23 protein-coding genes are annotated in these 22,249 nt (G+C 63.9%); 7 read left to right on the top strand and 16 right to left on the bottom strand.

Features of this window, described 5'->3' with window-relative positions; all coding sequences use genetic code 11:
• Window positions 1-50: 50 nt before the first annotated feature.
• The 4 genes from EXZ48_RS03045 to EXZ48_RS03030 all read left to right on the top strand — a co-directional run bounded on the left by EXZ48_RS03045 (window position 51) and on the right by EXZ48_RS03030 (window position 3,732).
• Window positions 51-1,085, top strand: coding sequence for an ABC transporter ATP-binding protein (locus tag EXZ48_RS03045; protein ID WP_024271646.1), 1,035 nt, complete (start codon window positions 51-53; stop codon window positions 1,083-1,085).
• Window positions 1,082-1,936, top strand: a complete 855-nt coding sequence (locus EXZ48_RS03040; protein WP_023515374.1) for an ABC transporter permease — start codon at window positions 1,082-1,084, stop codon at window positions 1,934-1,936. The genes EXZ48_RS03045 and EXZ48_RS03040 overlap by 4 nt, the downstream gene beginning before the upstream one ends.
• Entirely contained in the window at window positions 1,933-2,730 is a 798-nt protein-coding gene (locus EXZ48_RS03035) for an ABC transporter permease (RefSeq protein ID WP_130514273.1), read from the top strand. Before EXZ48_RS03040 ends, EXZ48_RS03035 begins: the two co-directional genes overlap by 4 nt.
• 219 nt (window positions 2,731-2,949) lie before the next feature.
• Entirely contained in the window at window positions 2,950-3,732 is a 783-nt protein-coding gene (locus tag EXZ48_RS03030) for a carbon-nitrogen hydrolase family protein (protein WP_130514272.1), read from the top strand.
• Window positions 3,733-3,737: 5 nt separating this feature from the next.
• Here EXZ48_RS03030 and EXZ48_RS03025 read toward each other — a convergent pair whose 3' ends face one another.
• The 7 genes from EXZ48_RS03025 to EXZ48_RS02995 all read right to left on the bottom strand — a co-directional run bounded on the left by EXZ48_RS03025 (window position 3,738) and on the right by EXZ48_RS02995 (window position 11,546).
• On the bottom strand, window positions 3,738-4,616 hold the full coding sequence (locus tag EXZ48_RS03025) for a DMT family transporter (RefSeq protein ID WP_130514271.1): 879 nt from the start codon (window positions 4,614-4,616) through the stop codon (window positions 3,738-3,740).
• Window positions 4,617-4,696: 80 nt separating this feature from the next.
• Window positions 4,697-6,367: an amidohydrolase gene (locus EXZ48_RS03020; RefSeq protein ID WP_130514270.1), complete on the bottom strand. Its 1,671-nt coding sequence runs from the start codon at window positions 6,365-6,367 to the stop codon at window positions 4,697-4,699.
• Window positions 6,368-6,387: 20 nt separating this feature from the next.
• Window positions 6,388-7,569: a serine hydrolase gene (locus tag EXZ48_RS03015; RefSeq protein ID WP_130514269.1), complete on the bottom strand. Its 1,182-nt coding sequence runs from the start codon at window positions 7,567-7,569 to the stop codon at window positions 6,388-6,390.
• A gap of 77 nt (window positions 7,570-7,646) precedes the next feature.
• On the bottom strand, window positions 7,647-8,681 hold the full coding sequence (locus tag EXZ48_RS03010) for an extracellular solute-binding protein (RefSeq protein ID WP_037409688.1): 1,035 nt from the start codon (window positions 8,679-8,681) through the stop codon (window positions 7,647-7,649).
• Between the two features lie 42 nt (window positions 8,682-8,723).
• A complete protein-coding gene (locus EXZ48_RS03005; protein ID WP_023514514.1) occupies window positions 8,724-9,527 on the bottom strand; it encodes an ABC transporter permease in 804 nt (267 codons plus the stop codon).
• Window positions 9,520-10,443 (bottom strand): ABC transporter permease, encoded by a 924-nt coding sequence (locus EXZ48_RS03000; RefSeq protein ID WP_130514268.1) that lies wholly within the window; start codon window positions 10,441-10,443, stop codon window positions 9,520-9,522. The genes EXZ48_RS03005 and EXZ48_RS03000 overlap by 8 nt, the downstream gene beginning before the upstream one ends.
• A gap of 2 nt (window positions 10,444-10,445) precedes the next feature.
• Window positions 10,446-11,546, bottom strand: coding sequence for an ABC transporter ATP-binding protein (locus tag EXZ48_RS02995; protein WP_050744652.1), 1,101 nt, complete (start codon window positions 11,544-11,546; stop codon window positions 10,446-10,448).
• A 257-nt stretch (window positions 11,547-11,803) separates the two neighbouring features.
• Here EXZ48_RS02995 and EXZ48_RS02990 point away from each other — a divergent pair, with 257 nt between their 5' ends.
• From EXZ48_RS02990 to EXZ48_RS02980, 3 genes are read left to right on the top strand one after another with little or no spacing between them, the layout of a single operon-like run.
• Entirely contained in the window at window positions 11,804-12,490 is a 687-nt protein-coding gene (locus tag EXZ48_RS02990; RefSeq protein ID WP_050744651.1) for a GntR family transcriptional regulator, read from the top strand.
• Window positions 12,487-12,777, top strand: coding sequence for a hypothetical protein (locus EXZ48_RS02985; RefSeq protein ID WP_130514267.1), 291 nt, complete (start codon window positions 12,487-12,489; stop codon window positions 12,775-12,777). The genes EXZ48_RS02990 and EXZ48_RS02985 overlap by 4 nt, the downstream gene beginning before the upstream one ends.
• A gap of 32 nt (window positions 12,778-12,809) precedes the next feature.
• Complete coding sequence (locus tag EXZ48_RS02980; protein WP_130514266.1) at window positions 12,810-13,295, top strand: GFA family protein; 486 nt, start codon at window positions 12,810-12,812, stop codon at window positions 13,293-13,295.
• A gap of 60 nt (window positions 13,296-13,355) precedes the next feature.
• Here EXZ48_RS02980 and EXZ48_RS02975 read toward each other — a convergent pair whose 3' ends face one another.
• The 9 genes from EXZ48_RS02975 to EXZ48_RS02940 all read right to left on the bottom strand — a co-directional run bounded on the left by EXZ48_RS02975 (window position 13,356) and on the right by EXZ48_RS02940 (window position 22,241).
• Window positions 13,356-15,014: an FMN-binding glutamate synthase family protein gene (locus EXZ48_RS02975; protein ID WP_130514265.1), complete on the bottom strand. Its 1,659-nt coding sequence runs from the start codon at window positions 15,012-15,014 to the stop codon at window positions 13,356-13,358.
• Between the two features lie 157 nt (window positions 15,015-15,171).
• On the bottom strand, window positions 15,172-15,381 hold the full coding sequence (locus EXZ48_RS02970; RefSeq protein ID WP_023514507.1) for a hypothetical protein: 210 nt from the start codon (window positions 15,379-15,381) through the stop codon (window positions 15,172-15,174).
• A 214-nt stretch (window positions 15,382-15,595) separates the two neighbouring features.
• Window positions 15,596-16,132 (bottom strand): NUDIX hydrolase, encoded by a 537-nt coding sequence (locus EXZ48_RS02965; RefSeq protein WP_023514506.1) that lies wholly within the window; start codon window positions 16,130-16,132, stop codon window positions 15,596-15,598.
• A complete protein-coding gene (locus EXZ48_RS34750) occupies window positions 16,132-16,302 on the bottom strand; it encodes a hypothetical protein (protein WP_023514505.1) in 171 nt (56 codons plus the stop codon). The genes EXZ48_RS02965 and EXZ48_RS34750 overlap by 1 nt, the downstream gene beginning before the upstream one ends.
• 317 nt (window positions 16,303-16,619) lie before the next feature.
• Entirely contained in the window at window positions 16,620-17,606 is a 987-nt protein-coding gene (locus EXZ48_RS02960) for an ABC transporter ATP-binding protein (protein WP_130514588.1), read from the bottom strand.
• A gap of 8 nt (window positions 17,607-17,614) precedes the next feature.
• The gene (locus tag EXZ48_RS02955; protein WP_130514264.1) at window positions 17,615-18,574 is read right to left on the bottom strand and encodes an ABC transporter ATP-binding protein; all 960 of its coding nucleotides are present in this window, start codon (window positions 18,572-18,574) and stop codon (window positions 17,615-17,617) included.
• Entirely contained in the window at window positions 18,571-19,542 is a 972-nt protein-coding gene (locus tag EXZ48_RS02950) for an ABC transporter permease (RefSeq protein ID WP_050744648.1), read from the bottom strand. Before EXZ48_RS02950 ends, EXZ48_RS02955 begins: the two co-directional genes overlap by 4 nt.
• On the bottom strand, window positions 19,542-20,558 hold the full coding sequence (locus EXZ48_RS02945) for an ABC transporter permease (RefSeq protein ID WP_023514501.1): 1,017 nt from the start codon (window positions 20,556-20,558) through the stop codon (window positions 19,542-19,544). Before EXZ48_RS02945 ends, EXZ48_RS02950 begins: the two co-directional genes overlap by 1 nt.
• Before the next feature lie 21 nt (window positions 20,559-20,579).
• Window positions 20,580-22,241 (bottom strand): ABC transporter substrate-binding protein, encoded by a 1,662-nt coding sequence (locus tag EXZ48_RS02940; protein WP_050744647.1) that lies wholly within the window; start codon window positions 22,239-22,241, stop codon window positions 20,580-20,582.
• Window positions 22,242-22,249 lie beyond the last annotated feature (8 nt).

Raw genomic sequence — 22,249 nt, 5'->3', positions numbered from 1 at the left:
GAACAATCAGCCGGCCGGCCCCAAAACCGTCAGCGCCGAGCGGAGCTCCAATGTCCGGATTGACCCTCCAGAATATCGTCAAGCAGTTTGGTACCTTCACGGCCGTCAAGAATGTCGAGCTGACGGTTCCGCACGGCACCTTCGTCTGCCTTCTCGGCCCGTCCGGTTGCGGCAAGACGACCCTGATGCGCATGGTCGCCGGCCTCGATCTTCCGACGAGCGGCGCCATCAAGCTCGACGGCAAGGACATTACCAACGTGCCGACCCACAAGCGGGAGCTCGGCATGGTCTTCCAGTCGCTGGCGCTTTTCCCGCACCTGACGGTCGGCGAGAACATCGCCTATTCGCTACGCATCCGCGGCGTCGGCAAGGAAGAGCAGAAGAAACGCGTCGACGAGCTGCTCGCGATGATCCACCTTACAGGCTACGCGGACCGCCCGGTCGCAAAGCTCTCCGGCGGCCAGCGCCAGCGCGTCGCGATCGCCCGCGCGCTCGCCATCTCACCGAAACTCTTCCTGCTCGACGAACCGCTCTCCGCCCTCGACGCGAAGCTGCGCGAGGCCATGCAGGTGGAACTGCGCCAGCTGCAGCAACGCCTCGGCATCACCACCATCGTCGTCACCCACGACCAGCGCGAGGCCATGACCATGGCCGACACGGTCGTCGTGATGAGCGGCGGTGAAATCCGCCAGGCCGCCGCGCCCGTCGAAATCTACCGCCGCCCGGCCGACACCTTCGTCGCCGACTTCATCGGCATGACCAACCTCATCGACTTCTCCGCCGACGGCGCCGGCGCGAGCGTGCTCGGCGCGCAGGTGCCCGGCCTTTCCATCCCGGCGGGCCTCAAGTCCGGCATCATCTCGGTGCGCCCGGAAGACGTGCACCTCACCGCCGCCGGCAATGCCCCGATCACGGGGACTGTAACCTTCGTGCGCGATCTCGGCGGCACGATCGAGACCTTCGTCGAGGCGGCAGGCAAGCAGGTCGTCGCCGTCTCCATGCCGAATGCCCGGCCAGATGTTGCCGTCGGCCAGACCGTCGGCATCCAGCTCAACCCCGGCGATTGCGTGGTGCTGAAGTCATGAGACGCGAGGCCCCGCAGAAGTTTTCCGACTACGGCCCGCTGTTCTTTCCCGCGGGCATGCTGATCGTCTTCTTCGTCGTGCCCTTCGCGACGATGATCGCCGTCTCCTTCTTCCGCCGCGACCCGGCGGGGTTCTACTCGCCCGATTTCGTCTTCGACAACTATGCCCGCTTCCTGAGCCTGTTCTTCGGCAAGGTGCTCGGCTTCTCGCTGTTCCTGGCGATTACGGTCGCAATCTGCTGTGTGGTGCTCGCCGTCCCCTTCACATATCTGCTCTCGCGCGCCCGGCGAAAGACGCAGGTGCTCTGGCTGGTGGCGCTGCTCTCCATCCTGTCGCTGTCGGAAGTCATCATCGGCTTTGCCTGGTCGACCCTCTTCTCGCGCACTGCCGGTATTACCAATCTGCTCGTGATGCTCGGCATCATGAACGAGGCGGTGGCCCTCAACCCGAGCTTCGGCGCGGTGTTGACCGCCATGACCTACCAGGCGCTGCCCTATACCGTGCTCGTGCTCTATCCCGCGCTGGTGCGGCTCGACCCCACCCTGACGGAGGCCGCGCGCACGCTTGGCGCCTCGCCGGTAAAATCCTTCTTCACCGTGGTCGTGCCGGCGCTCAGGAACACCATCGTCGCGACGCTGATCATGGTGTTCATCTTCGCGCTCGGCTCCTACCTCCTGCCGCAGATCCTCGGCCGGCCGCAGCACTGGACGCTCTCGGTGCTCATCACCGACCAGGCGATCTACCAGTCCAACATGCCGTTCGCCGCCGCCATGGCCGTGTTCCTCGTGCTCGTCACGCTCGGCCTCGTCGCACTCACGGTCTATGCCGGTCGCAAGGGAGAAGCCGCATGAACGCGCTTCTGCAGAAGGTCTATTTCGGCCTTATCGGCCTCTTTCTCTCGCTGCCGATCATCGTGGTGGCCGGTGTCTCGGTCAACGAGAAGCAGACGCTCGCCTTCCCGCCGCAGGGCTTTTCGCTCGGCTGGTACGGCGAAATCTTCACCAATGTCGAGTGGCGCAACGCACTCTTCGCCTCGATCACGCTCGCGGCTCTTTCAGCGGCCGTCGCGCTCGCCATCGCCCTGCCGCTCGTCTGGTTCCTCTGGCGCCGCCACGCGCCCTGGGCAAACATCTTCCAGCTGCTCGGCGTCGCGCCCTTCACGCTGCCGCCGGTCATCACCGCGCTCGGCCTTCTCACCTTCTGGGCGACGACCGGCTTCTATGGCCAGCCCGCGACGGCCGTCATCAGCCATGCGATCTTCTTCGTGACGCTGCCGCTGGTCACGCTCTCGCTCGGCTTCTCTTCCATCGACCGTTCGCTGGTGGAAGCAGCCGCCACGATGGGCGCCGACGACCGCACGATCTTCCGCACGGTGGTCCTGCCGCTCATCCTGCCCTATCTGATCTCCGGCTATGCCTTCGCCTTCGTCCTGTCGCTCAACGAATATATCGTTGCCTACATGACGATCGGTTTCACGATGGAGACACTGCCGATCAAGATCTTCAACGCCCTGCGCTACGGCTATACGCCGACGATGGCCTCGGTCACGATCCTCTTCGTCGCCATCGCCGCCACCATCTTCGGTCTCGTCGCCCGCTTCGGCGACCTGCCGAAGCTGCTCGGCGCCATGTCGTCGCGGGACTAGAGCATTTCCAGCCGAAGGGAAATCGCTTCGGCATCGGATAATGCGGTAAAAACAAGGATCGAGAGTACGCCCGGAAGGCGGGAACCGATCCTCCGTCCGGGAATACGAAAGACAACAGGTTAGGGCGTTTTCGCGGTTCGAAGACAAGCGACAACGCTCTGCCGGCCCGTCAGGAGCGGGACGCTTGCTGCCGGAAGGCCACAACGAACAGGAGCCCGCATGCGGATCGCCGCCCTCCAGATGCACGCCATTGCCGGCGACGCCGAGGCCAATATCGAGCGCATCGCGGCAGCTGCCGCCGATGCGGCAGCCGGCGGTGCCAGGCTGCTCGTCGTGCCGGAACTTGCCGTTCCCGGCTATGGGGCAGGGGAGGTGGCCTTCGGCCGTCTCGCATCCCCCGCAACGGGTGACGTTGCCAAGCGCCTCGGCGCGATCGCCCGCGACAACGCCCTTGCCATCGTCGCGGGCTTTGCCGAACAGGACGGCACGCATGTCTACAACAGCGCGCTCTTTACCGATGGCATCGGTACCAACGCCGTCTACCGCAAGTCCCATCTCTATGGCGACTACGAACGCGCCGCCTTCCGCACCGCCGCACCTGCCTCCGTCATGGTGGAGCTCGGCGGCATCCGGCTCGGTATGCTGATCTGCTACGACGTGGAGTTTCCGGAAAACGTCCGGCGTCTCGCGCTCGCCGGCGCCGATCTCGTCCTCGTGCCCACGGCGTTGCCGAAGGGCTCGTCCGGCACCTTCATCGCCAATCACATGATCCAGGTGCGCGCCTTCGAGAACCAAGTCTTCGTCGCCTATATCAACCATTGCGGCGCCGACGACCATTTCACCTATGCCGGCCTGTCACGCATCGCAGCGCCCGACGGCAAGCTGCTCGCCGAAGCGCCGGCAGAGGGCGAAACCCTGCTCTTCGCGGAAATCCGCCCCGAGGATTACGCGAAGTCGCGCGCGGAAAACACCTACCTCATCGATCTTGGGCGTCAGGGCTGAACCGCCTAAAGGCTGATCAGAGCCGTTCCGGCGACCGCCAGCGCCGCGCCCAGCCATGCCAGCGGCGGCGGCACGGCGCCGGTGCGGGCCCAGATCATGGGCAGGATCACGACCGGCGTCATCGATGACAGCGTCGAGACGATGCCGACGCTGCCATGTGCCAAGGCGGCCATCAGCAGCGACATGCCCAGGCCCACACCGAAAAAGGCAGAGCCGACCGCAAGGCTCAGCGACCTTTTTCCGATCTGCGCCGCCGGCTTTACCGCCGGATGCGGAACCGCCATGAGAAGCAGGAAGAACAGGGCCGCAATCCCGGAGCGCACGGCCATTGCCGTGAAAGGTTCGGCCCCGGCCGCCATTGCGGGACGAGCAGCAAGGCTTCCGAGCGCCTGGCCAAGCGCCGTGACGACGCCCAGTACGATACCGAGCCACGAGATCCGCTCGGTTCCTTTGGACTTCGCCGTACCCCGAGCACCGATCGCGAGCAAAATCCCCAAGAGAACGCAAGCGATACCGGCTCCTTGCTGGCCGTCTATCGTTTCCCCGAGGAAAAGGTAACCGAACAGGACGGCAAAGGGTGCGGTGAGCGAGAAGAGCAGGGCCGTGGTGCGAGGGCCGGCGGTATAGATCGCCGCAAAATAGGTCGTACTCGCGATAATGATGCCGAAAAGGCTGGAAACGGCAAGAAAACCGAGCTGCCAGAGCCCTATCGTGCGCCAACCACCGACGGCGAGGGATACGGCGGCCGTCATGAAAAAGGCGGTGCCCATCTGCAGGCGCGCGAGATCGAGAAGCGGTAGGCGGCCGCGCAATTCGCTGACGAGCATGCTGCTCATCGCAATGCAGATGGCGGCGCAAAGGGCAAGGATTTCGGCGAGATACATGGAAAGACCGGACGAATGATCGCCCGGCCTATCGCACAGATTTCCCCTAGCGGATAGAGCCTTTCACGGCTGCCCTCCGCTCAGGCCTGAAAGGTGATGCGACCGTCGCAAATCGTCGTGACAGGGCGGATCGCGGCGAGCTTCCCGTGCTCCGCCGCCTCGACATTGTCCGAGAGCACGACGACATCCGCGAGATAGCCCGCCTTCAGCATGCCCTTGCGGTCTTCCATGAACTCGACCCAGGCGCCATTCTTCGTATAGGCGGCCAGCGTCTCGGCCAGCGAGAGCCGTTCGTCCTTCAGGCCCTCCTTCCAGAGACCACGCGTCATGGCGCATTCGATGCAGTTCATCGGGTCAAGCGGGGAAACCGGCCAATCCGTAGCGAAGACGATCTCCGCCCCGGCATCGACCAGCGTGCGCCAGGCGAAAGCATAGGGCCAGCGGTCTTCGCCGATGTAGGAGAGGTAGGGCTCGACCGGCAGGCCGGCGCTGCCCGGCGGATGGGTCGGCTGCATCGAGGCGACGGTGCCGAGTTCCTTGAAACGCCCGATATCTTCGGGATGCACGACCTCGATATGCTCAATGCGGTTGCGGCTGTCGCGCTTGCCGTTCGCCTTGATGGCGGCCTCGTAGCCATCAAGCACCATGCGCACGGCGCCGTCGCCGATGGCGTGAACCGCCACCGGCAGGCCCAGCTTGTCGGCGGCAATCGCGATGCTGTCGAAGTGTTCCTGCGAGAACAGCGGGTCGCCCTTCCAGCCAGGCTGGTGTGCATAGTCGTCGATGAAGACGGCGGTGCCCGATTCCGTCACGCCGTCCATGAAGAGCTTGACGAAATCGCAGCGAAGGCGATCGGTGTTGAAGCGGTCACGCCACGCGGCCGCCTTCGTCTCGAGATCCGAGAGCGGCATGAAATTCTTCATGTGGAAGGGCATGCGCACGCGCACCGGCAGACCCACCGTACGCTCGATCTCATCGAGCATTTCAAGCTGGTAGAGGCTGCCGTCCATGTTCTGCAGCGAGGTAATGCCGAGCGAAGCCACATAGGCAAGGCCCCGCTTGATGACCTCGATATCACCGGCGCGCTCTTCTGCCGTCACATGCTCCGGGTCGCCGCCGGTGCCCACACCGAGCATTTCGCGCCCGCCGGTCTCGCCGAAGGCGGAAACGGGGCGGATGGCGTTGCTCTCGCGCAGTTCACCGATCGCGAGGCCATCGTCGGCCATGACGATCTCGTTGCCGACGCCGACATCCCGCCCTTCCAGGATGCCGCCCATCCTGAGCGCCGTCGTATTGGCCCAGGCGGTGTGGTGGTCGGGCGCGACGATCAGCAGCGCGCGGTCCGGCAGGATCCGGTCGAGATGATGCCGCGTCATGCGCTCGTCGTCAGAGAGGATCGTGTAGTCCGCCTGCTGCGCGATGAGGAGCTGGCGCTCCGGATAGTCGGCGGCATAGCCTTTCACGGCCTTTTCGAGGGCGTCAAATCCCTTGACGCCGGCCAGCGACAATTCGGTGAGTTCGGCCGAACCGCCGAAAATGTGCATGTGCGCTTCGTTGAAGCCGGGCAGGACAGTCCCGCCCTTGGCGTCGATTACATGGGTGTCGGGCCCCGAAAAGGCATCGATCTCCGCTTCGGAGCCGACGGCCAGGATGCGGTTTCCGGCAATGGCGACCGCATTCGCCCGCGGGTTCGCCGCGTCCATGGTCAGCACCCGCGCATTGCGGATGATAAAGCTCGCTTCCGTCTGCATGGCGTATCCTTGAAATGCGTTCAGATTGCCCGGCGGCAAAGCGCCCGGAAGAACGTGAAATTGTCCTGGTTCTCCTCGTCGCCCAGCGGCTCCGGCTGGGAGGAGAGCTTGACGATGACGGTCTCGGTGCTCGGATCGACATAGAGCCACTGGCCGTGGATACCGATCGCGCAGAAGGCACCATCGGCTTCACCCGACTGGTACCACTGGCTGCGGTAGCGCCCGTTCGGCAGGTCGACATTGCGGCCCTGCTGCCAGGCCTCCCGGTCGCCGTTCTCCTGCATGTCGCGGATCCAGCCTTCCGGCACGATCTGCCGGCCGTTGCGCACGCCGTGGTTCCGCAGCAGTTCACCAAGACGGGCAAGGTCGCGCGCCGTCATGGAAACGCCACCCGCGGTGCGCGGCGTGCCGATCGCGTCCACCGTGATGTTGGCATTGCCCTTGGCACCCATCGGCTTCCAGAGAAGATCGGAGGTGAGGTCGGCAAAACGAGCGCCGGTGACGCGCTCGATGACGACGCCGAGCAGATCGGCATTCGGCGAGGCATAATAGAACGGCCCGCCATGCGGCCGCTCGGCCTTCTCGAGGGTTACGAGGAAGGAGGCGAGCGTTTCCGGCGCAATGTTCGGCTCCGGCGGGTTCCAGAGCATGGCGCGGCGATAGCGCGCGAAGGCGCCGTGCGGATCGAGATAGGCTTCCTCGAAATCCAGGCTGACGCGCATGTCGAGCACGTCGCGATAGGTGCAGTCGCCATAGACGCTGCCCTTGGCTTCCGGCAGGTAATCCGCCACCGGCCGGTCGGGATCGATCAGCCCGTCCGCCTCCAGGATGCCGGAGACGACGGCCGTCAGCGACTTCGAGATGGAGAAGACAAGGTGCGGCGCATCCGGATCGGCATGCGGTGCGTAATATTCAGCAACGATCTCGCCCCGGCGCATCATTACGAAGGCGTCTGTATGGGCGAAGTCGAGGAAGGCGCGGGCGCTCGCGGCACCGGCGAGGCCTGTCTCCATCGCCGCATCGAGAAAGGCGTCGCTGGGAAGCGGCGCTTCGGCGGCCGGCACCTCTGCCGCAATCACCGCCGTCGGCACGAGATCGCGGACATTCTGAAAGGTCCAGCGGCTATAGGGGGCAGTGCGCCAGTTGGCGAGCGTAACATCCGCACGGGCAAAGCCGTGCTCGTCCTTGAACGTCTTGATCATGACATATCCAACCGAAGCGCGGGAAGGCGCAAAGCCTTCCCGCGTCCAGCTGTCCTCGGTTTTCGCGGCCTTGCCGCTTACTTCTGCAGTTCGGTCCAGATCTTCGTGTAGAGCTGCTGCACATCCGGTTCACAGCTTGCAAGGAATTGGCCTGCAGGCTCGAATTCAGCCGGCACGACCAGTTCCGGCGCATTCTGCATTTCCGCCGGCAGGAACTTTTCGGAACCCTTGATGCCGTTGGAATACTTGGCGAAGGCGGAGATCAGGGCCGCGTTTTCCGGATCCATGATGAAGTTCATGAACAGCTTGGCATTCTCGGTGTTCTTCGCATCCTTCAGCAGCGCGACGCTGTCCATGAAGTAGGGGAAACCTTCCTTCGGGTAACCGAACTTGATGTCGGCGTTCTTCAGGCGCGAGCGCATGATGGCGCCGTTCCAGTAGTAGACGGCGGCATAGTCGCCGGCCGGCAGCTTCTCGGTCACGCTGTAGTCCATGGCGAGCCATTTCGTCTTCGCCTCGACGAGCTTGTCGCGGACCTTGCGCAGCACGTCCTTGTCCATCGTGCACCATTCGCCGCCGAAGTACTTGATGGTGGCGAAGAGCACGTCGTTCATTTCCGGCGCGACGTTGATCTTGCCGGCAAGTTCCGCCGGCGGATCCAGGAAGATCGCCGAGGTGTTGATGTCGCCCTTGTAGACGGAAGCGTTGACGCCAATGCCGGTCAGGCCCCACTGCCACGGAACGGTGTAGTGACGGCCCGGATCCCACGGCACGTCGACCCAGCGCGTATCGACATTCTTGAAGTTCTCCATCTGGTCCGGCCGGGCTTCCTGCAGCAGCCCTTCCTTGACCCAGATCTGCACGTAGTTCGCCGATGGTACGACGATGTCGAAGCCGTGGCCGCCGGCGCGGACCTTGGCAAGAGCTGTGTCGTTCGAATCGTAGTCCGTGACCGTCACTTTGACGTCGAACTTCGCCTCGAACTTCTTGATCAGCTCCGGGTTGGTGTAGTCACCCCAGTTGTAGATGTTGAGCTCGCCCGCTGCCGAGGCGGCACCCGCCGTCGCCAGCATGGCAATGGCCGCCGTCGCGGTCGTCGTCATCCATTTCATTTTCATTCTCTGTTCCTCTCTGTCGTTTGTTCGTCGAGATGATTACTGTTTTTTTCGGTTGATGAAGAAGAAGATCACGACGAGTGCCGTCGAAAGCGCCAGGAAGACCGTGGCGATGGCATTGATCTCGGGTGTCGTCTCGCGCCGGAGCTGTCCCAGCATGTAGGTCGGCAGGGTATCCTGACCACCGGATTTCACGAATTCCGTGATGACGACGTCATCCAGGGAGATGACGAAGGACAACATGAAGCCAGCGATGACCGCCGGGCGCAGCAGCGGCAGGGTCACATGCCGGAAGGTCTGCCAGCGCGAGGCATAAAGGTCGGCCGCCGCCCGCTCCAGCGTCAGGTCCATGCTCTCCAGCCGGGCACGGATGGGCAGGTAGGCGAAGGGAATGCAGAAGGCGGTATGTGCGACGATCAGGTAGCCGAGCCCCGAATAGCCGGTCCAGACCTTGATGCGCGAGAAGACGATGAGCAGCGCCACGGCTGTCACGATCTCCGGTACCATCAGCGGCTGGTTGATGAGCGCATACTTGAAGGTGAGGCCGCGATAGGGCGTCGTGCGCGTCGTCGCGAGAGCCGCCATGGTGGCGGCGATCGTGGCAAGGAGAGCGGCCCAGACCGCGATGATCAGCGAGCGGATGGCCGCGTCCTGAACGGCCGCGTTCTGCCAGGCGGCGACGAACCAGCGTGCAGAGAAACCATCCCAGCGCGACAGGGATTCCGCCCCGTTGAAGGAGTAGATGACCAGCGCCGCGATCGGCAGGTAAAGCGCGAAGAAGGTGAAGAGGGTGATGAGCCCGAAACCAGGCTGCGAGCGGATGTCGAAATGCGATTTAAACATGGCTCGAACCTCCCCGCGAGGCATTGCGCACGTAGAAGATCAGCGCAACCATCACCAGCGCCATCAGGGTGATCGACATGGCGGCGCCGAGCGGCCAGTTGCGGCCCGATCCGAACTGCATCTCGATGAGGTTGCCAAGCATCATGTTCTTGCCGCCGCCGAGCACGCGCGGAATGACATAAGCGCCGAGCGAGGGAATGAAGACGAGGATGGAGCCGGCGATGATGCCGGGCTTCACCAGCGGGATCACAATGCCGCGCAGGACCTGCAGGCGGCTCGCATAGAGATCGTAGCCCGCCTCCACCAGCCGGAAATCGAGCTTCTCGATCGAGGCATAAAGCGGCAGCACCATGAGCGGCAGATAGACATAGGTCATGCCGAGCAGGTTGGCAGTGTCCGTGTACATGATCTGCAGGGGGGAATCGATCACGCCGAGCCAGATCAGGGCGTTGTTGAGCAGACCTTCGTTGCGGATGACCTGCTGCATGGCGAAAGTGCGGATCAGAAGGTTGGTCCAGAACGGGATCGTCACCAGGAAGACCCAGATCTCACGGGTATGCGCCGGGCGCGTCGCGATGAAGTAAGCGGTCGGAAAGCCGAGGATCAGGGTGAGGAGCGTCGTGAAGAACGATAGCTGGAGCGAGCGCCAGATGATCGACAGATGCGCATCCGCAAGCCCGAGCGTATCGTCGAATATGTCGCGCTGGAAGAAGACCGAGACCCAGCCGTCGAGCGAGAACTCCCCGAACTTGACATCACCGTAGTCGCCCTTCGCCATGAAGGAGTAGAGCAGCATCACGAGCAGCGGGCCGACGGCTGCAAAGAAGATGATGAGCAGGGCCGGCGTGCTGAGCAGCCAGCGGGAGCGGATGTCCTTTTTCTGCGCCGCGAGAGCGGCCTTCTGTGCGCCGCTCATCGTCAATCCCTCAAGATCTGGGCGACGTCGTCGCTGAGGCTGATGCCGACCACCTCGTCCTTCGAAAAGCCGCAGGACCCGCTGCGGGCATTCTGCTGGCGCACGGTGAAGGTCGTGCCGTCCTCGAGGCGAATGTGGAAATGCGTGTCCGTGCCCAGATAGACGATTTCGTGGATGGTGCCGCGCAACACCGAAGACGGCGAGGGGGCTGCGACCTGGGCATGTTCGGGACGGACGACAACCGTCACCTTGCCGCCGGGCGTCAGGTCGGCCGGGAAGGTCGCCGGGATCTCCGCGCCGGAGGAGAGCCGCACGCGGGCCCGGTCGCCGGAAACCGCAACGACCTCGGCCGAAAGGAAATTCGTCTCGCCGATGAAGTCGGCCACGAAACGTTCGGCCGGACGGTCGTAGATATCCCAGGGCGAGCCCACCTGGCGCACCGTGCCCGTCGACATGACGGCGATGCGATCGGACATGGTGAGCGCTTCCTCCTGGTCATGCGTGACGAAGACGAAGGTAATGCCGGTTTCGGTCTGGAGGCGCTTCAGCTCCATCTGCATGGACTTGCGCAGTTTCAGGTCGAGCGCGGAAAGCGGCTCGTCGAGCAGCAGCACCTTCGGTTGCGGCGCGAGCGCCCGGGCGAGCGCCACGCGCTGCTGCTGGCCGCCGGAAAGCTGGGTGACCGGATTGTCGCCTCGCCCATCCAGATGGACAAGCTTCAGCATGTCCTTGACGACGCTGTCGATTTCCGAGCGAGGCTTGCCCAGCATCTTGAGGCCGAAACCGATGTTCTCGGCCACCGTCAGGTGCGGGAAGAGGGCATAGTTCTGGAAGACCGTGTTGACGGGCCGCTGGTTCGGCAGAAGGCTGGAAATATCCACGCCATCGAGCAGGACCTGTCCTTCGGTCGGCAGCTCGAAGCCGGCGATCATACGCAGGAGCGTGGTCTTGCCGCAGCCGGAAGGGCCGAGAAGGGTGAAGAATTCATTCGACCGGATATCCAGCGTCACATTGTCGACGGCCTGGAAATTGCCGAACCATTTCTTGATGCCATGCATGCCGATGGCACCGCCATGGGCCGCGGTCGTTCGGGTCTCAGTCATCGGTTCCCCGTTTATCGTCCGGCCGCCCGAGCGTGCTCCGCCCAAAGCGCCGGCTGTCCTCTGTCCGACCGCTGATCGCGGTTCTTATGTGATAGGCTTATCTTGCTTATGATCACAACAAATCATAATTTGATCAAATCTGTAAAGGGTGATTTTGAGCTTTGCGATTTTATCCGCCTTGCGTGCAAGGGTCGCAGAATTCAGCCCAGAGACGATAAGCCGGCAGAGGCCGGGTCGACAGAGGGGAGGGTTTCCGCATGCTGGTTGCTGCCGGTCGCGAAGCGTCCGAATCCGCCAAGCAATGGGTCTACCGCGTGCTGCGGCGGGCCGTCATGACGGGCCAGTTCGAGCCGGGCGATCCGGTGACGATCAACGGCCTGGCCGAATCCCTCGGCGTCAGCGCCATGCCGGTGCGCGAGGCGCTGCACAGGCTGGTTGCCGACGGCGCGCTGGAACTGCTCGATAATCGCCGCGTCCGCGTGCCGGACATCGATCCGCAGCGCTTCGAAGAGGTGCTGGAGGCCCGCATCGCGCTCGAAACCCGCGCTGCCGAACGCGCCATGCCCTTCATCGACGAGGCCCGACTCGCGCGCCTGCGCGCCTTCGACCAGCAGGCCGACGAGGCACTGGCACGGCGCGATTTCGGCCGCCTCGTGGAGGCGAATTTCGATTTCCACCGCTGCCTCTACGAGGCCCGGCCGGGCACGGTGATGCTGCCGCTGATCGAATCCCTCTGGCTGCGCCTTGCGCCCTTCATGCGCCGGGCGGGCGAAACCCTTTCCGCCACCTACCAGATCGACCGCCACGCCGAAGCGCTCGCCGCCATCGTCGCGCGCAATCCCGACGCGCTCAAGGCGGCCATCGCCGCCGACATCCGCGACGGCACGGGCCATCTCGGGCAGATGCATTTCGAACAGATGGGCGCCGCGCGGAGGGCGAGTTGACGGCACCGGGTTTCCCTCGACAACCCGACCGGTATTCTTCTTTGGTGAGCGCTTGCAGAAAGGGGCAGATCGCCGGTAAAGCTCTCGGCGACTGCCAAGCCCGCGCACCGGAGGATGCCATGAACGACAACAATGTTCTGAAATTCGAACGCCGGAAGCCGCAGCAGGAAAACAAGAACACACCGAAGGCGCCGCAACCGAAAAAGGGCCTCATCTGGATAGCCGTTCTCGCGGTGATCGTCCTTGTCTGGGCCTATTACCAATTCATCGCGCCACAGACGCTGTAAGCGGGCGGGACCGATCGTCGAAGGAGGACCCAATGGCGCAAGGAGAAAATCCCCTCGACAAGGATATCGAGACCATCGGCGGCGCCTGCCACTGCGGCTCCGTCCGCTTCCGGGTTCGCCTTGCAAATGGGCTGCACAGCGCGCGCCGTTGCTCCTGTTCCTATTGCCGCATGCGCGGCGCCATCGCGGTTTCCGCCAATCTCTCCGACATCGCCATCGAGGAGGGCGAGGAGCTGCTTACCCTCTACCAGTTCAACACGAAGACAGCAAAACACTATTTCTGCGCACGCTGCGGCATCTATACCCACCACCAGCGCCGCTCCAACCCTGAGCAATACGGCGTCAACGTCGCCTGCCTCGAGGGCATCAGCCCCTTCGATTTTTCTGAAATTCCAGTCAACGACGGCGTCTCGCATCCATCCGACAGGCCAGCCGGAACCGGCCCAAGCCTTGCGGGCGTGTTGCGGTTCATTCCGGCTGATGAGTCCGCCCTAAGAGACCGGCAAAAGATCACATAAGCTTAATTATGGAACGCAAATACCGGGCAGCGCCCCGGCGCATCCGGGGCGCTGTAACCGTCAAGCGGCCTTGCGCTTGCGGAACGGCCCGTGGGGGATTTCCGGCGGGGCGAAGCTTTCGGCGCTGGCACGGTCCCAGCGGTCGTGCCAGTCGGCCAGTTCCGGAATTTCCGAGCCGGAGACGAGAAAGCCCTCGGGCAGATAGGGATAGGCCTCGTTGCCGTCGAGGAACTCGTTGTCCTTCTGCCGGAACATGAAGTGGTAAGGCATGAAATCGCTCGGATCGCCAAGGCCGGCGGCACCGGCGATCTCGCCCAGCGCATGCATGGTATTGCGATGGAACCGCGCGACGCGGTCGCTCTTGTCGCCAAGATCGATCGCGTGCTGACGCACGGGGTCCTGGGTGGCGATGCCGACCGGACAGCGATTGGTGTGACAGGACTGCGCCTGGATGCAGCCGATGGCAAACATGAAGCCGCGCGCGGCGTTGCACCAGTCCGCGCCAAGGGCCAGCGTGCGGGCAATGTCGAAGGCGGAGACGATCTTGCCCGCCGCGCCGATGCGGACCTGGTTGCGGATGCCTGCGCCGCGCAGCGTGTTGTGCACGAAGGTCAACCCCTCGAGCATCGGCATCCCGACGCGGTTTGCGAACTCCACTGGGGCGGCGCCCGTTCCGCCCTCCGCACCGTCGACCACGATGAAATCGGGAACGATGCCCGTTTGAAGCATGGCCTTGACCATGCTCATGAACTCACGGCGATGACCGATGCACAGCTTGAAGCCGACCGGCTTTCCGCCGGAGAGCTCACGCAGCTGCCCGACGAACCGCATCAGGCCGATCGGGGTCGAGAATGTGCTGTGCGCAGCCGGTGAAATGCAGTCGATACCCATCGGAATACCACGGGCCTCCGCGATTTCCGGCGAGATCTTCGAGGCCGGCAGCATGCCGCCATGGCCGGGCTTTGCCCCCTGGCTCAGCTTGATCTCGATCATCTTGATCTGGGGATCGGCAGAAAGCTGGGCGAATTTTTCAGGCGAAAAGCGGCCATTCTCGCCGCGGCAGCCGAAATAGCCGGATGCGACCTGATAGATCAGATCGCCCCCGCCCTGCCGGTGGTAGCGGCTGATGCTGCCCTCCCCCGTATCATGCGCGAAGCCGCCCTTGCGCGCGCCGGTGTTGAGGGCGAGGATGGCATTGCCCGAGAGCGAACCGAAGCTCATGGCCGAGATGTTGTAGAGGCTGGCTTCATAGGGCTGCCGGCAGGCCGGCCCACCGACGCGCACGCGGAAATCCGTATCCGCAATGGCGACCGGCGTCGCGGAATGGGTGAGCCAAGCATAGCCGGAACCGTAGACATTCTCGATCGTGCCGAACGGCCGCTTGTCCTCCACCCCCTTGGCGCGCTGATAGACGAGACCGCGGTCCTGCCGGTTGAACGGGACTGCGTCATTGTCGCTTTCGATGATGTACTGGCGGATTTCCGGCCGGATGCTCTCCAGCAGGAAGCGCAGATGCCCGACCACCGGATAGTTGCGCAGGATCGCGTGCCTGTGCTGGCGCAGATCGTGAATGCCGAGCAGGAACAACGCACCGCAGGCCGCGGCGACGAGGAACAGCCAGCCGCTATAGAGCAGCGCGCCGCCGAGGGAGGCGAATGCAGCCACCCCGACAAGGAAGAACACTGCATAACGCTGGTTGGAAACGAGGGCCTTTACCATATGTCTGGTCCGAAAATCGCTGGTATCGTGGGGAGATCGATGTGATCGGGGCGTTCGAGGAAGAGATGCGGCGAACGACGCCACCATGCCGGTACCACATCTTTGTGTCAGCAGATGTTTACCGGACGGTAAAGGCAATCGTTCGCCGCGCCTCACGTCACTTGAAGCCTGCGCCCGCCAGCTTCTCTGTCAGTACGGCGCGATCCTCGATGGATTGCAGGCGCACCGTCAGGGCCGTGCTCTTCACCGGAACCTGCGGCGGCAGGGAGAAAGCGATGCCCGGCAGGTTTTCCGCCGCCCACTGCCTGAAACGGGGCAGCTTGTTCGGACCGCTGATGGGGAAGGTGTGACTATATCGAAAGCTCATATCTGGCTCTTTCTGAACAGGGGCAAGGCGGCGGCACGACGACGCGTCCGGCCTTGCTCCGCAGGTTTTCTTCTTGGGTCGGAAAGCGAAATCCTGGCGCCGCGCTTACGTTTGCAGTTTGCAGCGCCAGGCTCTCAGCAGTCGGCGCCGATCCTGCGGATAGGGCGTGAGGAACCACGGCGGCGGGCGAGACGGAGCGAAACCATCGGCTCCCTCACCGTTCGCCGGTCTGCGGCTCACCGGGCGGGTACGTCCACCCGGCAAGTGGACCGAGCGACCGCAGCGCTTCCGAGGAGGCGTCGAGCGACCGCACGAAGGCGGCAAGCTCCGTGTCGTCGAGACGTTCGGCCGCCGCGGTGAGGGAAAACCAGCGCCGCTGCCTTTGCCCCTTCTCGCGCCAATGGCTCAGCGTGCCGCGCACCTTCATGCCGAACACCGTGACGCGGCAGGAAACCTCCGAGCCGTCATCCAGTGCCTTCCAGTAGCGATAGGAGGTCACAGGCGAAGGAGAGATATCGCCGATGATGCCAGCCTCCTCAAAGGCCTCACGGGAGGCCGCGGCCGCCGCCGATCGCCCTTTCATCGGCCATCCCTTGGGCACGATCCACCGCCCACGCCGGCGCGAAGTGATGAGCAACATCTTCGGCTCGCCATCGCGCCGCAGGCGCCAGGGGAGCACCCCGACCTGCTGCAGTTCATCGCAGTGACCGGCCTCGGGGGCGGGAACGCTGGTGCGTGTCTTGCCTCTCATCATGCCCTCCCCTCGCCGCGCAGGAAGAAGACCGTCGCGCCGGGCCCGTGGCGGGCGCCGCAGGCAGAGCGGACGAGAATGGGCGCCTTGCACCAGGGGCAACGGCTGGCTGCGCGCGGCAGGCGCCGGTCGCAGGTGAGGCAGGTTTTCAGGGAATGAGACGTGGACATGGAAACGCTCCATCGGAACGCCACAAGGGCGAGACGACATGAACCGCACTGTTGGATTGTGGGGTTCCCGGAGCGGCGGGATTTGCGGCGGCGTTACAGGATCAAGACAGCCGGCTCCGGGTCAGGGAGCGCGCTTGATCGCGAAACCTCGAAATTCTGGCGGGCGTTTCCATAGTCATAGCCTGCACTTGGCCGTTCAATGCGGCAAATTCAAGAGGGTGCGTCCTTCTGCAGCATGCCACGGCGCACGACAGCAACGCCGACAACGAAGCATCACGATGCTGGACAAAACAGAAAAAACCCGTCCTGCCCAAGCCTCACAGCGTCGGAAAATGGCAGGCCACCTTACGGCCATTGCCATGCGCCTGCGTCTCGGGCCGCTCCGTCCGGCAGCGGTCCTTCGCGATCGGACAGCGTGGATGGAAGCGGCAGCCGGAGGGTGGGTTGAGCGGACTTGGCACGTCGCCGGTAATGAGGATGCGCCTGCGCGCGCCGCTCGGCGTCGTCTCGACGATCGGAACCGCCGAGATCAGCGCCTGGCTGTAGGGGTGGGCCGGCGCAGAGAAGACCTCCTCGGCAGGTCCCTCCTCGACGACGGACCCCAGATACATGACCGCGATGCGGGTCGAGACCTGGCGCACCACCGAGAGGTCATGGGCAATGAAGATATAGGTGAGGCCAAGCTTTTCCTGGAGATCGGCAAGCAGGTTGACGATCTGCGCCTGTACCGAGACGTCGAGTGCGGAAACAGGTTCATCCAGCACGACGAGATCGGGATTGAGGGCGATGGCGCGTGCGATACCGACACGCTGGCGCTGGCCGCCGGAGAATTCATGCGGATAGCGCCCGACATGGTCCGGCAGGAGGCCGACGATGTCGAAAAGTTCGGCAACCCGCTTGTCGATCTCGCTAGAGGAGAGTTTCGTGTGGATACGCAGCGGCTCGGCGACGAGATCGCCGACGCGCCGGCGCGGGTTCAGCGAGGCGGACGGATCCTGGAAAACCATCTGCACGCGGCGGCGCAGCGGGCGCAGCTCCCGCAGTGACCGGGCGGTGATGTCCTCGCCCTCGAACAGGAGCTTGCCGTCGGAGACCTCGTAAAGCCGCACCAGACAGCGCGCCAATGTGGACTTGCCGCATCCCGACTCCCCGACAAGGCCGAGCGTCTCCCCGCGCCGGACCGTCAGCGAGACGTTGTCGACCGCGTGTACCGTCCGTCGTCCCTCCGCGGAAAACCGCGTGCCGATCGAAAAGCGCTTTCCGAGCGCGCGGGTTTCGAGGATCGGCTGTTCGGTGTCTGTCATTGCAGTGCTCATGCTTGCACCTCCCGGAGGCACGCCGCCGCGTGCAGGCCGGCTGGAAGGGCAGGTTTTTCGGTGAGGCAGGGATCGTAGCGCAGCGGACAGCGCGGGCCGAAGGCGCAGCCCTGCGGTAGGCGCAGCAGCGAGGGCGGTGAGCCGGGAATGGCCGGCAGGCGGTGGGGCTTCTCGCCGGTCAGCGGCGGGATCGAGCCGAGCAGGGCTCGCGTATAGGGGTGGCGCGGATCGGAGAACAGCGCAGCACGGCTGCCGCGCTCCACCACCCGGCCGGCATACATCACCATCACCCGGTCGGCGAGCTCGGAGACCACGCCCATGTCATGCGTGATGAAGACGACGGCGGAGTTGTGGGTGGTCCGCAGCTTGCGCACAAGATCGAGAATGCCGGCCTGCACGGTGACGTCGAGCGCCGTGGTCGGCTCGTCGGCGACGAGCAGGGCCGGATTGCAGGAGAGCGCCATGGCGATCACCGCGCGCTGGCGCATCCCGCCGGAAAGCTGGTGCGGATAGCGCGACATCGCTTCGCGTGGATTGGGGAAGTTCACCTCGGTAAGCAGCGCTTCCACCCGCTCCAGCGCCTTTGCCTTGCTGATCGCCTCATGGGCGCGGATCTGCTCGGCAATCTGCCAGCCGATCGTATAGACCGGCGTCAGAGCGGTCATCGGATCCTGGAAGATCATGGCGATCTCCCGGCCGCGCAGGCGCCGGAGTTCTCGCGCCGGCAGGCCGACAAGCTCGCGGCCCTTGTAGCGGATGGAGCCCTCGATCGTGGCGTTGGGATCGGTGATGAGCCCCATCACCGCCAGAAGCGAGACGGTTTTGCCCGAACCCGATTCGCCGACGACGCCGAGAATCTCGCCCTCGTCGAGATCGAAGGAAACGCCGTCGATGGCCCGCACCAGGCCGTCTTCGGTGCGGAACGACACCCTGAGGTCGCGCACGGAAAGCATCATGACGTCCTCACGCGGGGATCGAGAAGGATATAGACGAAATCGACCACCGCATTGGCGATGACCACGAACATCGAGGCATACATCACCGTCGCCATGATCATCGGCAGATCGAGATTCTGCATCGCGTCATAGGTGAGCTTGCCAATGCCGTTGAGGCCGAAGACCACTTCGGTGAGAAGCGCCGAACCGCCGACCAGCGCGCCGAAATCGAGGCCGAACAGGGTGACGAAGGAGATCAGCGAGGTCCGCAGCCCGTGGCGCAGCAGGATGCGCGTCTCCGACAGACCCTTGGCCCGGGCGGTGCGGACGAAATCCTCCTGCATGGATTCGATGATCGCCGCGCGCAGCACGCGCCCATAGATACCGATATAGAGCACGGCGAGCGTGATCCACGGAATGACGAGGGTGAGGAACCAGCCCTTCGGATCGCTCGTCAGCGGCTTGTAGCCGAGCGGCGGCACCCAGGAGAACAGCCAGGTATCGTGATAGCGGCTCTGGGTGATGAGGTTCATCACCTCGCCCAGCCAGTACACCGGCATGGAGATGCCGATGAGACCGAGCGCCATCAGGAGCTTGTCGAGCCAGCTGTCGCGTGTCGCCGCGGCGATGATGCCGATGGCGACGGAGACGACCACCCAGAGGAAGGCCGCGCCGAAGACCAGCGACAGCGTGACGGGGATGGCGTCGAAGACGGCGGGAACGACCTTCCAGCCGCGGTTGACGAAGGAGGTAAGGTCGCCGGTGATGAAGATCTTCTGCATCATCAGGCCGTACTGCACGTAGAGCGGCCGGTCGAAACCGAAGGAATGGCGCACCGCTTCCAGCACCTCGGGTGAGGCATTGCGCCCGGCAATGCGTGCAGCGGGATCGGAACCGGGCGTGGCGAAGAAGATCAGGAAGACGATGACCGAGATACCGAACATCACGAACAGCATCTGACCGAAGCGGCGAAGGATGGCGTAGATCATCAGGTGCGCCCCAGCCGGACCTTCGAGCGCGGATCTAGCGCATCGCGCAGGCCGTCGCCGAAAACGTTGAGAACCATGACGGACAGGGCAATCGTAAGGCCCGGCGCAAGCGCCACGAGCGGGCGGGTATAGAGCAGCGCCTGCCCGTCCTGGATGATGGTGCCCCAGCTTGCCGCTGGCGGCTGCACGCCGATCGACAGGAACGAGAGCGCCGATTCCGTCAGCATGTTCAGCGCCATCATCAGCGGCACGAAGACGATGAGCGTGGTCGTGATGTTCGGCTGGATGTCGCGCAGCAGGATGCGCCAGCCGGGCACGCCGAGATTGATGGCGGCAAGCACGAATTCGCTGTTGCGCAGCGAAAGCACCTGGCCGCGGATGGGACGGGCTACATAGGGCACATAGACGATGCCGATGATGATGACCGGCAGCCACAGCGAGCCGGACTCAATGAGGATCGGCCCGATCGAGATGCCGGCGGTGATGGTCACGATGGAAAGCGAGATCGCCAGCAGATAGATCGGGAAGGCCCAGAGGATGTCGAGCAGGCGCGACAGGATCGTGTCGGTGACGCCACCGAAATAGCCGGCGACGAGCCCGGCTGCCGTTCCGACGATCAGCGTGAAGACCGTGGCGGCCGCCGCGATCATCAGCGAGTTGAGCCCGCCGTAGAGCAGGCGCGCCATGACGTCACGGCCCTGGCTGTCCGCGCCAAGGAAGTAGTTGCCGAGCTCCCAGGTGGGGCCGATCGGCGTATAGCCGAGTCCGAGCCCCTCCGTCGAGGCCTCCATGACCGGAACCTCGACGCCGTCGACCATGATGACGGCATCGAGCGTCGAGGTGAACGGATCCACGCCCGCCCAGCGCGCATAGAGCGGCGCGCTGAGACAGGAAAGGACGATGAGCAGAAACACCGTCAGGGACGCGATGGCGGCCCTGTTGCGCCTCAAACGCACGAAAGCGAGGGCCCAAGGCCCTCGCGTCCCGCGCTGCACGGCAACGACTTCATTCGACACGCAGCTTTCCTCCGCCGGGTCTTACTGTACCCACGACTGGGTGATCATCCAGTCGAACTGGCGGTTGAACTTGAAGTTACCAACACGCTTGCTGACGAAATCGAGCCGCTTCGGCGTGAAGAGACCGATGGCCGGCGCCTGGTCGGTGACTTCCTTGTCGATCTCGCTCCACAGCGCATCGGCGGCCGCCTGGTCGGTGACGCCGAGGTCCATCGCCTTCTGCATCTTGGCATCGATATCCTTGTTGCAGAAGCCCGCGATGTTGATCGAGGCATCCGAGCCTTCGCGGAAGGAGGCGCAGCCGAACAGGATGTTCAGGAAGTTGGATGCCGCCGGGTAGTCCTTATACCACTGGCTCACCGACATCTGCACCTTGTTGTTGGTGTTCTGGATATAGGTGAACTGGATGTTGGCGGAGATCGGCTTGACGTCGGCAACGTAACCGATGCTGGTCAGGACGCTCTGCAGATAGACGCCGATGGAGCGCGAAACGGCCGTGTCCTCGACGATGACGGTGACCTTCTGGCCCTTGGTGCCCGACTCCTCGACAAGCTGCTTGGCCTTCTCGACATCAGGTGCCGACCACTTCGCGCCCGGGTCCTTCGTGTAGGGGCAGTAGTCCACATGGCCGGGGAAGTCCGGCGGCAAGATCTGGCAGACCGGCGAAGCGAGAACCTTGCCGCCGAAGAGTTTTACCAGCGTGTTGCGGTCGATCGCGAAGGAAACGGCCTGGCGGGCCTTCAGATTGTCGAAGGGGGCAAGGCGTGTGTTGAGCGGCGCGTACCACCAGGCCGAAAGCGGCGCGATGTGCAGCTGCTCCATATATTTGGTGCCGACTTCGGCAAGACGGTCGCTCGGCAGGGAATCGAACATCCAGTCGGCCTCGCCGTTCTGGATCGCCGTCACTGCAGCCTCTTCGGAAAGGCCGAAATCGTACTGCACGACATCGGGATAACCGTCGGGCTGGGCGTCCTCGCTCCACTGCTTGAAGTGCGGGTTGCGCGTGACGGTCATGCCCTTGTTGGGGTCGAAGGCGGAGATCGTATAGGGACCGGTGCTCGGGATCGGCACGGAACCCATGTCCTCGGCGGGCGTATCCGCCGGCAACGTCACGGCATGCGGCAGGGCGAGCTTGTAGAGGAATTCGGCGTCCGGCTTCGTCAGGTTGATGGTGATCGTGCCGGCGGCTTCGTCCCCCACCACGCCGCCTTCCAGCGTGCAGCTCTTGGTGTCGGCAAGGCATTTGTCGGCGCCGACGATGCCTGCGTAGAAGGTGCCGGATGTCGGGCCGGAGACCTTGAAGATGCGCTGGAACGAGGCGACCACATCCTTCACGCCGACTTCCTGGCCGGTGGAGAACTTGATGCCCTTGCGCAGCTTGAAGGCGAAGGTCTTGCCGTCGTTGCTCACCTCCGGCAGCGCCTCGGCGAGATCGGCAACGACGGTGAAGCCGTCCATGCCCTCGGCCTTGCGGAAGGTGACGAGGCCGTCATAGATCGGCTGGTACATCTGCCAGCCCTGGGAGGTGTAGTTGATGTGCGGGTCGAGCGTACCGGCCGCCGAGCGGGCGAGCAGCCGCATGGTGCCACCGCGGTGTTCCTGAAGGTATTCGGCCTTGGCCGGGGCCAGCGATGCGCCGGCGATGAGTGCGACGGCCGATGCCGTCAGAAGCAGTTTCTTCATGTTCGATC

This window comes from Shinella sp. JR1-6, from assembly GCF_004284735.1.
Classification (GTDB): domain Bacteria; phylum Pseudomonadota; class Alphaproteobacteria; order Rhizobiales; family Rhizobiaceae; genus Shinella.
This window is presented reverse-complemented; position numbering and strand designations above follow the sequence as displayed.

Excerpts from the sequence above, each read along its gene's own strand:
- EXZ48_RS03045 (WP_024271646.1), top strand. The coding sequence starts at position 51 with ATGTCCGGATTGACCCTCCAGAATATCGTCAAGCAGTTTGGTACCTTC.
- EXZ48_RS03040 (WP_023515374.1), top strand. The coding sequence starts at position 1,082 with ATGAGACGCGAGGCCCCGCAGAAGTTTTCCGACTACGGCCCGCTGTTC.
- EXZ48_RS03035 (WP_130514273.1), top strand. The coding sequence starts at position 1,933 with ATGAACGCGCTTCTGCAGAAGGTCTATTTCGGCCTTATCGGCCTCTTT.
- EXZ48_RS03030 (WP_130514272.1), top strand. The coding sequence starts at position 2,950 with ATGCGGATCGCCGCCCTCCAGATGCACGCCATTGCCGGCGACGCCGAG.
- EXZ48_RS03025 (WP_130514271.1), bottom strand. The coding sequence starts at position 4,616 with ATGTATCTCGCCGAAATCCTTGCCCTTTGCGCCGCCATCTGCATTGCG.
- EXZ48_RS03020 (WP_130514270.1), bottom strand. The coding sequence starts at position 6,367 with ATGCAGACGGAAGCGAGCTTTATCATCCGCAATGCGCGGGTGCTGACC.
- EXZ48_RS03015 (WP_130514269.1), bottom strand. The coding sequence starts at position 7,569 with ATGATCAAGACGTTCAAGGACGAGCACGGCTTTGCCCGTGCGGATGTT.
- EXZ48_RS03010 (WP_037409688.1), bottom strand. The coding sequence starts at position 8,681 with ATGAAATGGATGACGACGACCGCGACGGCGGCCATTGCCATGCTGGCG.
- EXZ48_RS03005 (WP_023514514.1), bottom strand. The coding sequence starts at position 9,527 with ATGTTTAAATCGCATTTCGACATCCGCTCGCAGCCTGGTTTCGGGCTC.
- EXZ48_RS03000 (WP_130514268.1), bottom strand. The coding sequence starts at position 10,443 with ATGAGCGGCGCACAGAAGGCCGCTCTCGCGGCGCAGAAAAAGGACATC.
- EXZ48_RS02995 (WP_050744652.1), bottom strand. The coding sequence starts at position 11,546 with ATGACTGAGACCCGAACGACCGCGGCCCATGGCGGTGCCATCGGCATG.
- EXZ48_RS02990 (WP_050744651.1), top strand. The coding sequence starts at position 11,804 with ATGCTGGTTGCTGCCGGTCGCGAAGCGTCCGAATCCGCCAAGCAATGG.
- EXZ48_RS02980 (WP_130514266.1), top strand. The coding sequence starts at position 12,810 with ATGGCGCAAGGAGAAAATCCCCTCGACAAGGATATCGAGACCATCGGC.
- EXZ48_RS02975 (WP_130514265.1), bottom strand. The coding sequence starts at position 15,014 with ATGGTAAAGGCCCTCGTTTCCAACCAGCGTTATGCAGTGTTCTTCCTT.
- EXZ48_RS02970 (WP_023514507.1), bottom strand. The coding sequence starts at position 15,381 with ATGAGCTTTCGATATAGTCACACCTTCCCCATCAGCGGTCCGAACAAG.
- EXZ48_RS02965 (WP_023514506.1), bottom strand. The coding sequence starts at position 16,132 with ATGAGAGGCAAGACACGCACCAGCGTTCCCGCCCCCGAGGCCGGTCAC.
- EXZ48_RS34750 (WP_023514505.1), bottom strand. The coding sequence starts at position 16,302 with ATGTCCACGTCTCATTCCCTGAAAACCTGCCTCACCTGCGACCGGCGC.
- EXZ48_RS02960 (WP_130514588.1), bottom strand. The coding sequence starts at position 17,606 with ATGACAGACACCGAACAGCCGATCCTCGAAACCCGCGCGCTCGGAAAG.
- EXZ48_RS02955 (WP_130514264.1), bottom strand. The coding sequence starts at position 18,574 with ATGATGCTTTCCGTGCGCGACCTCAGGGTGTCGTTCCGCACCGAAGAC.
- EXZ48_RS02950 (WP_050744648.1), bottom strand. The coding sequence starts at position 19,542 with ATGATCTACGCCATCCTTCGCCGCTTCGGTCAGATGCTGTTCGTGATG.
- EXZ48_RS02940 (WP_050744647.1), bottom strand. The coding sequence starts at position 22,241 with ATGAAGAAACTGCTTCTGACGGCATCGGCCGTCGCACTCATCGCCGGC.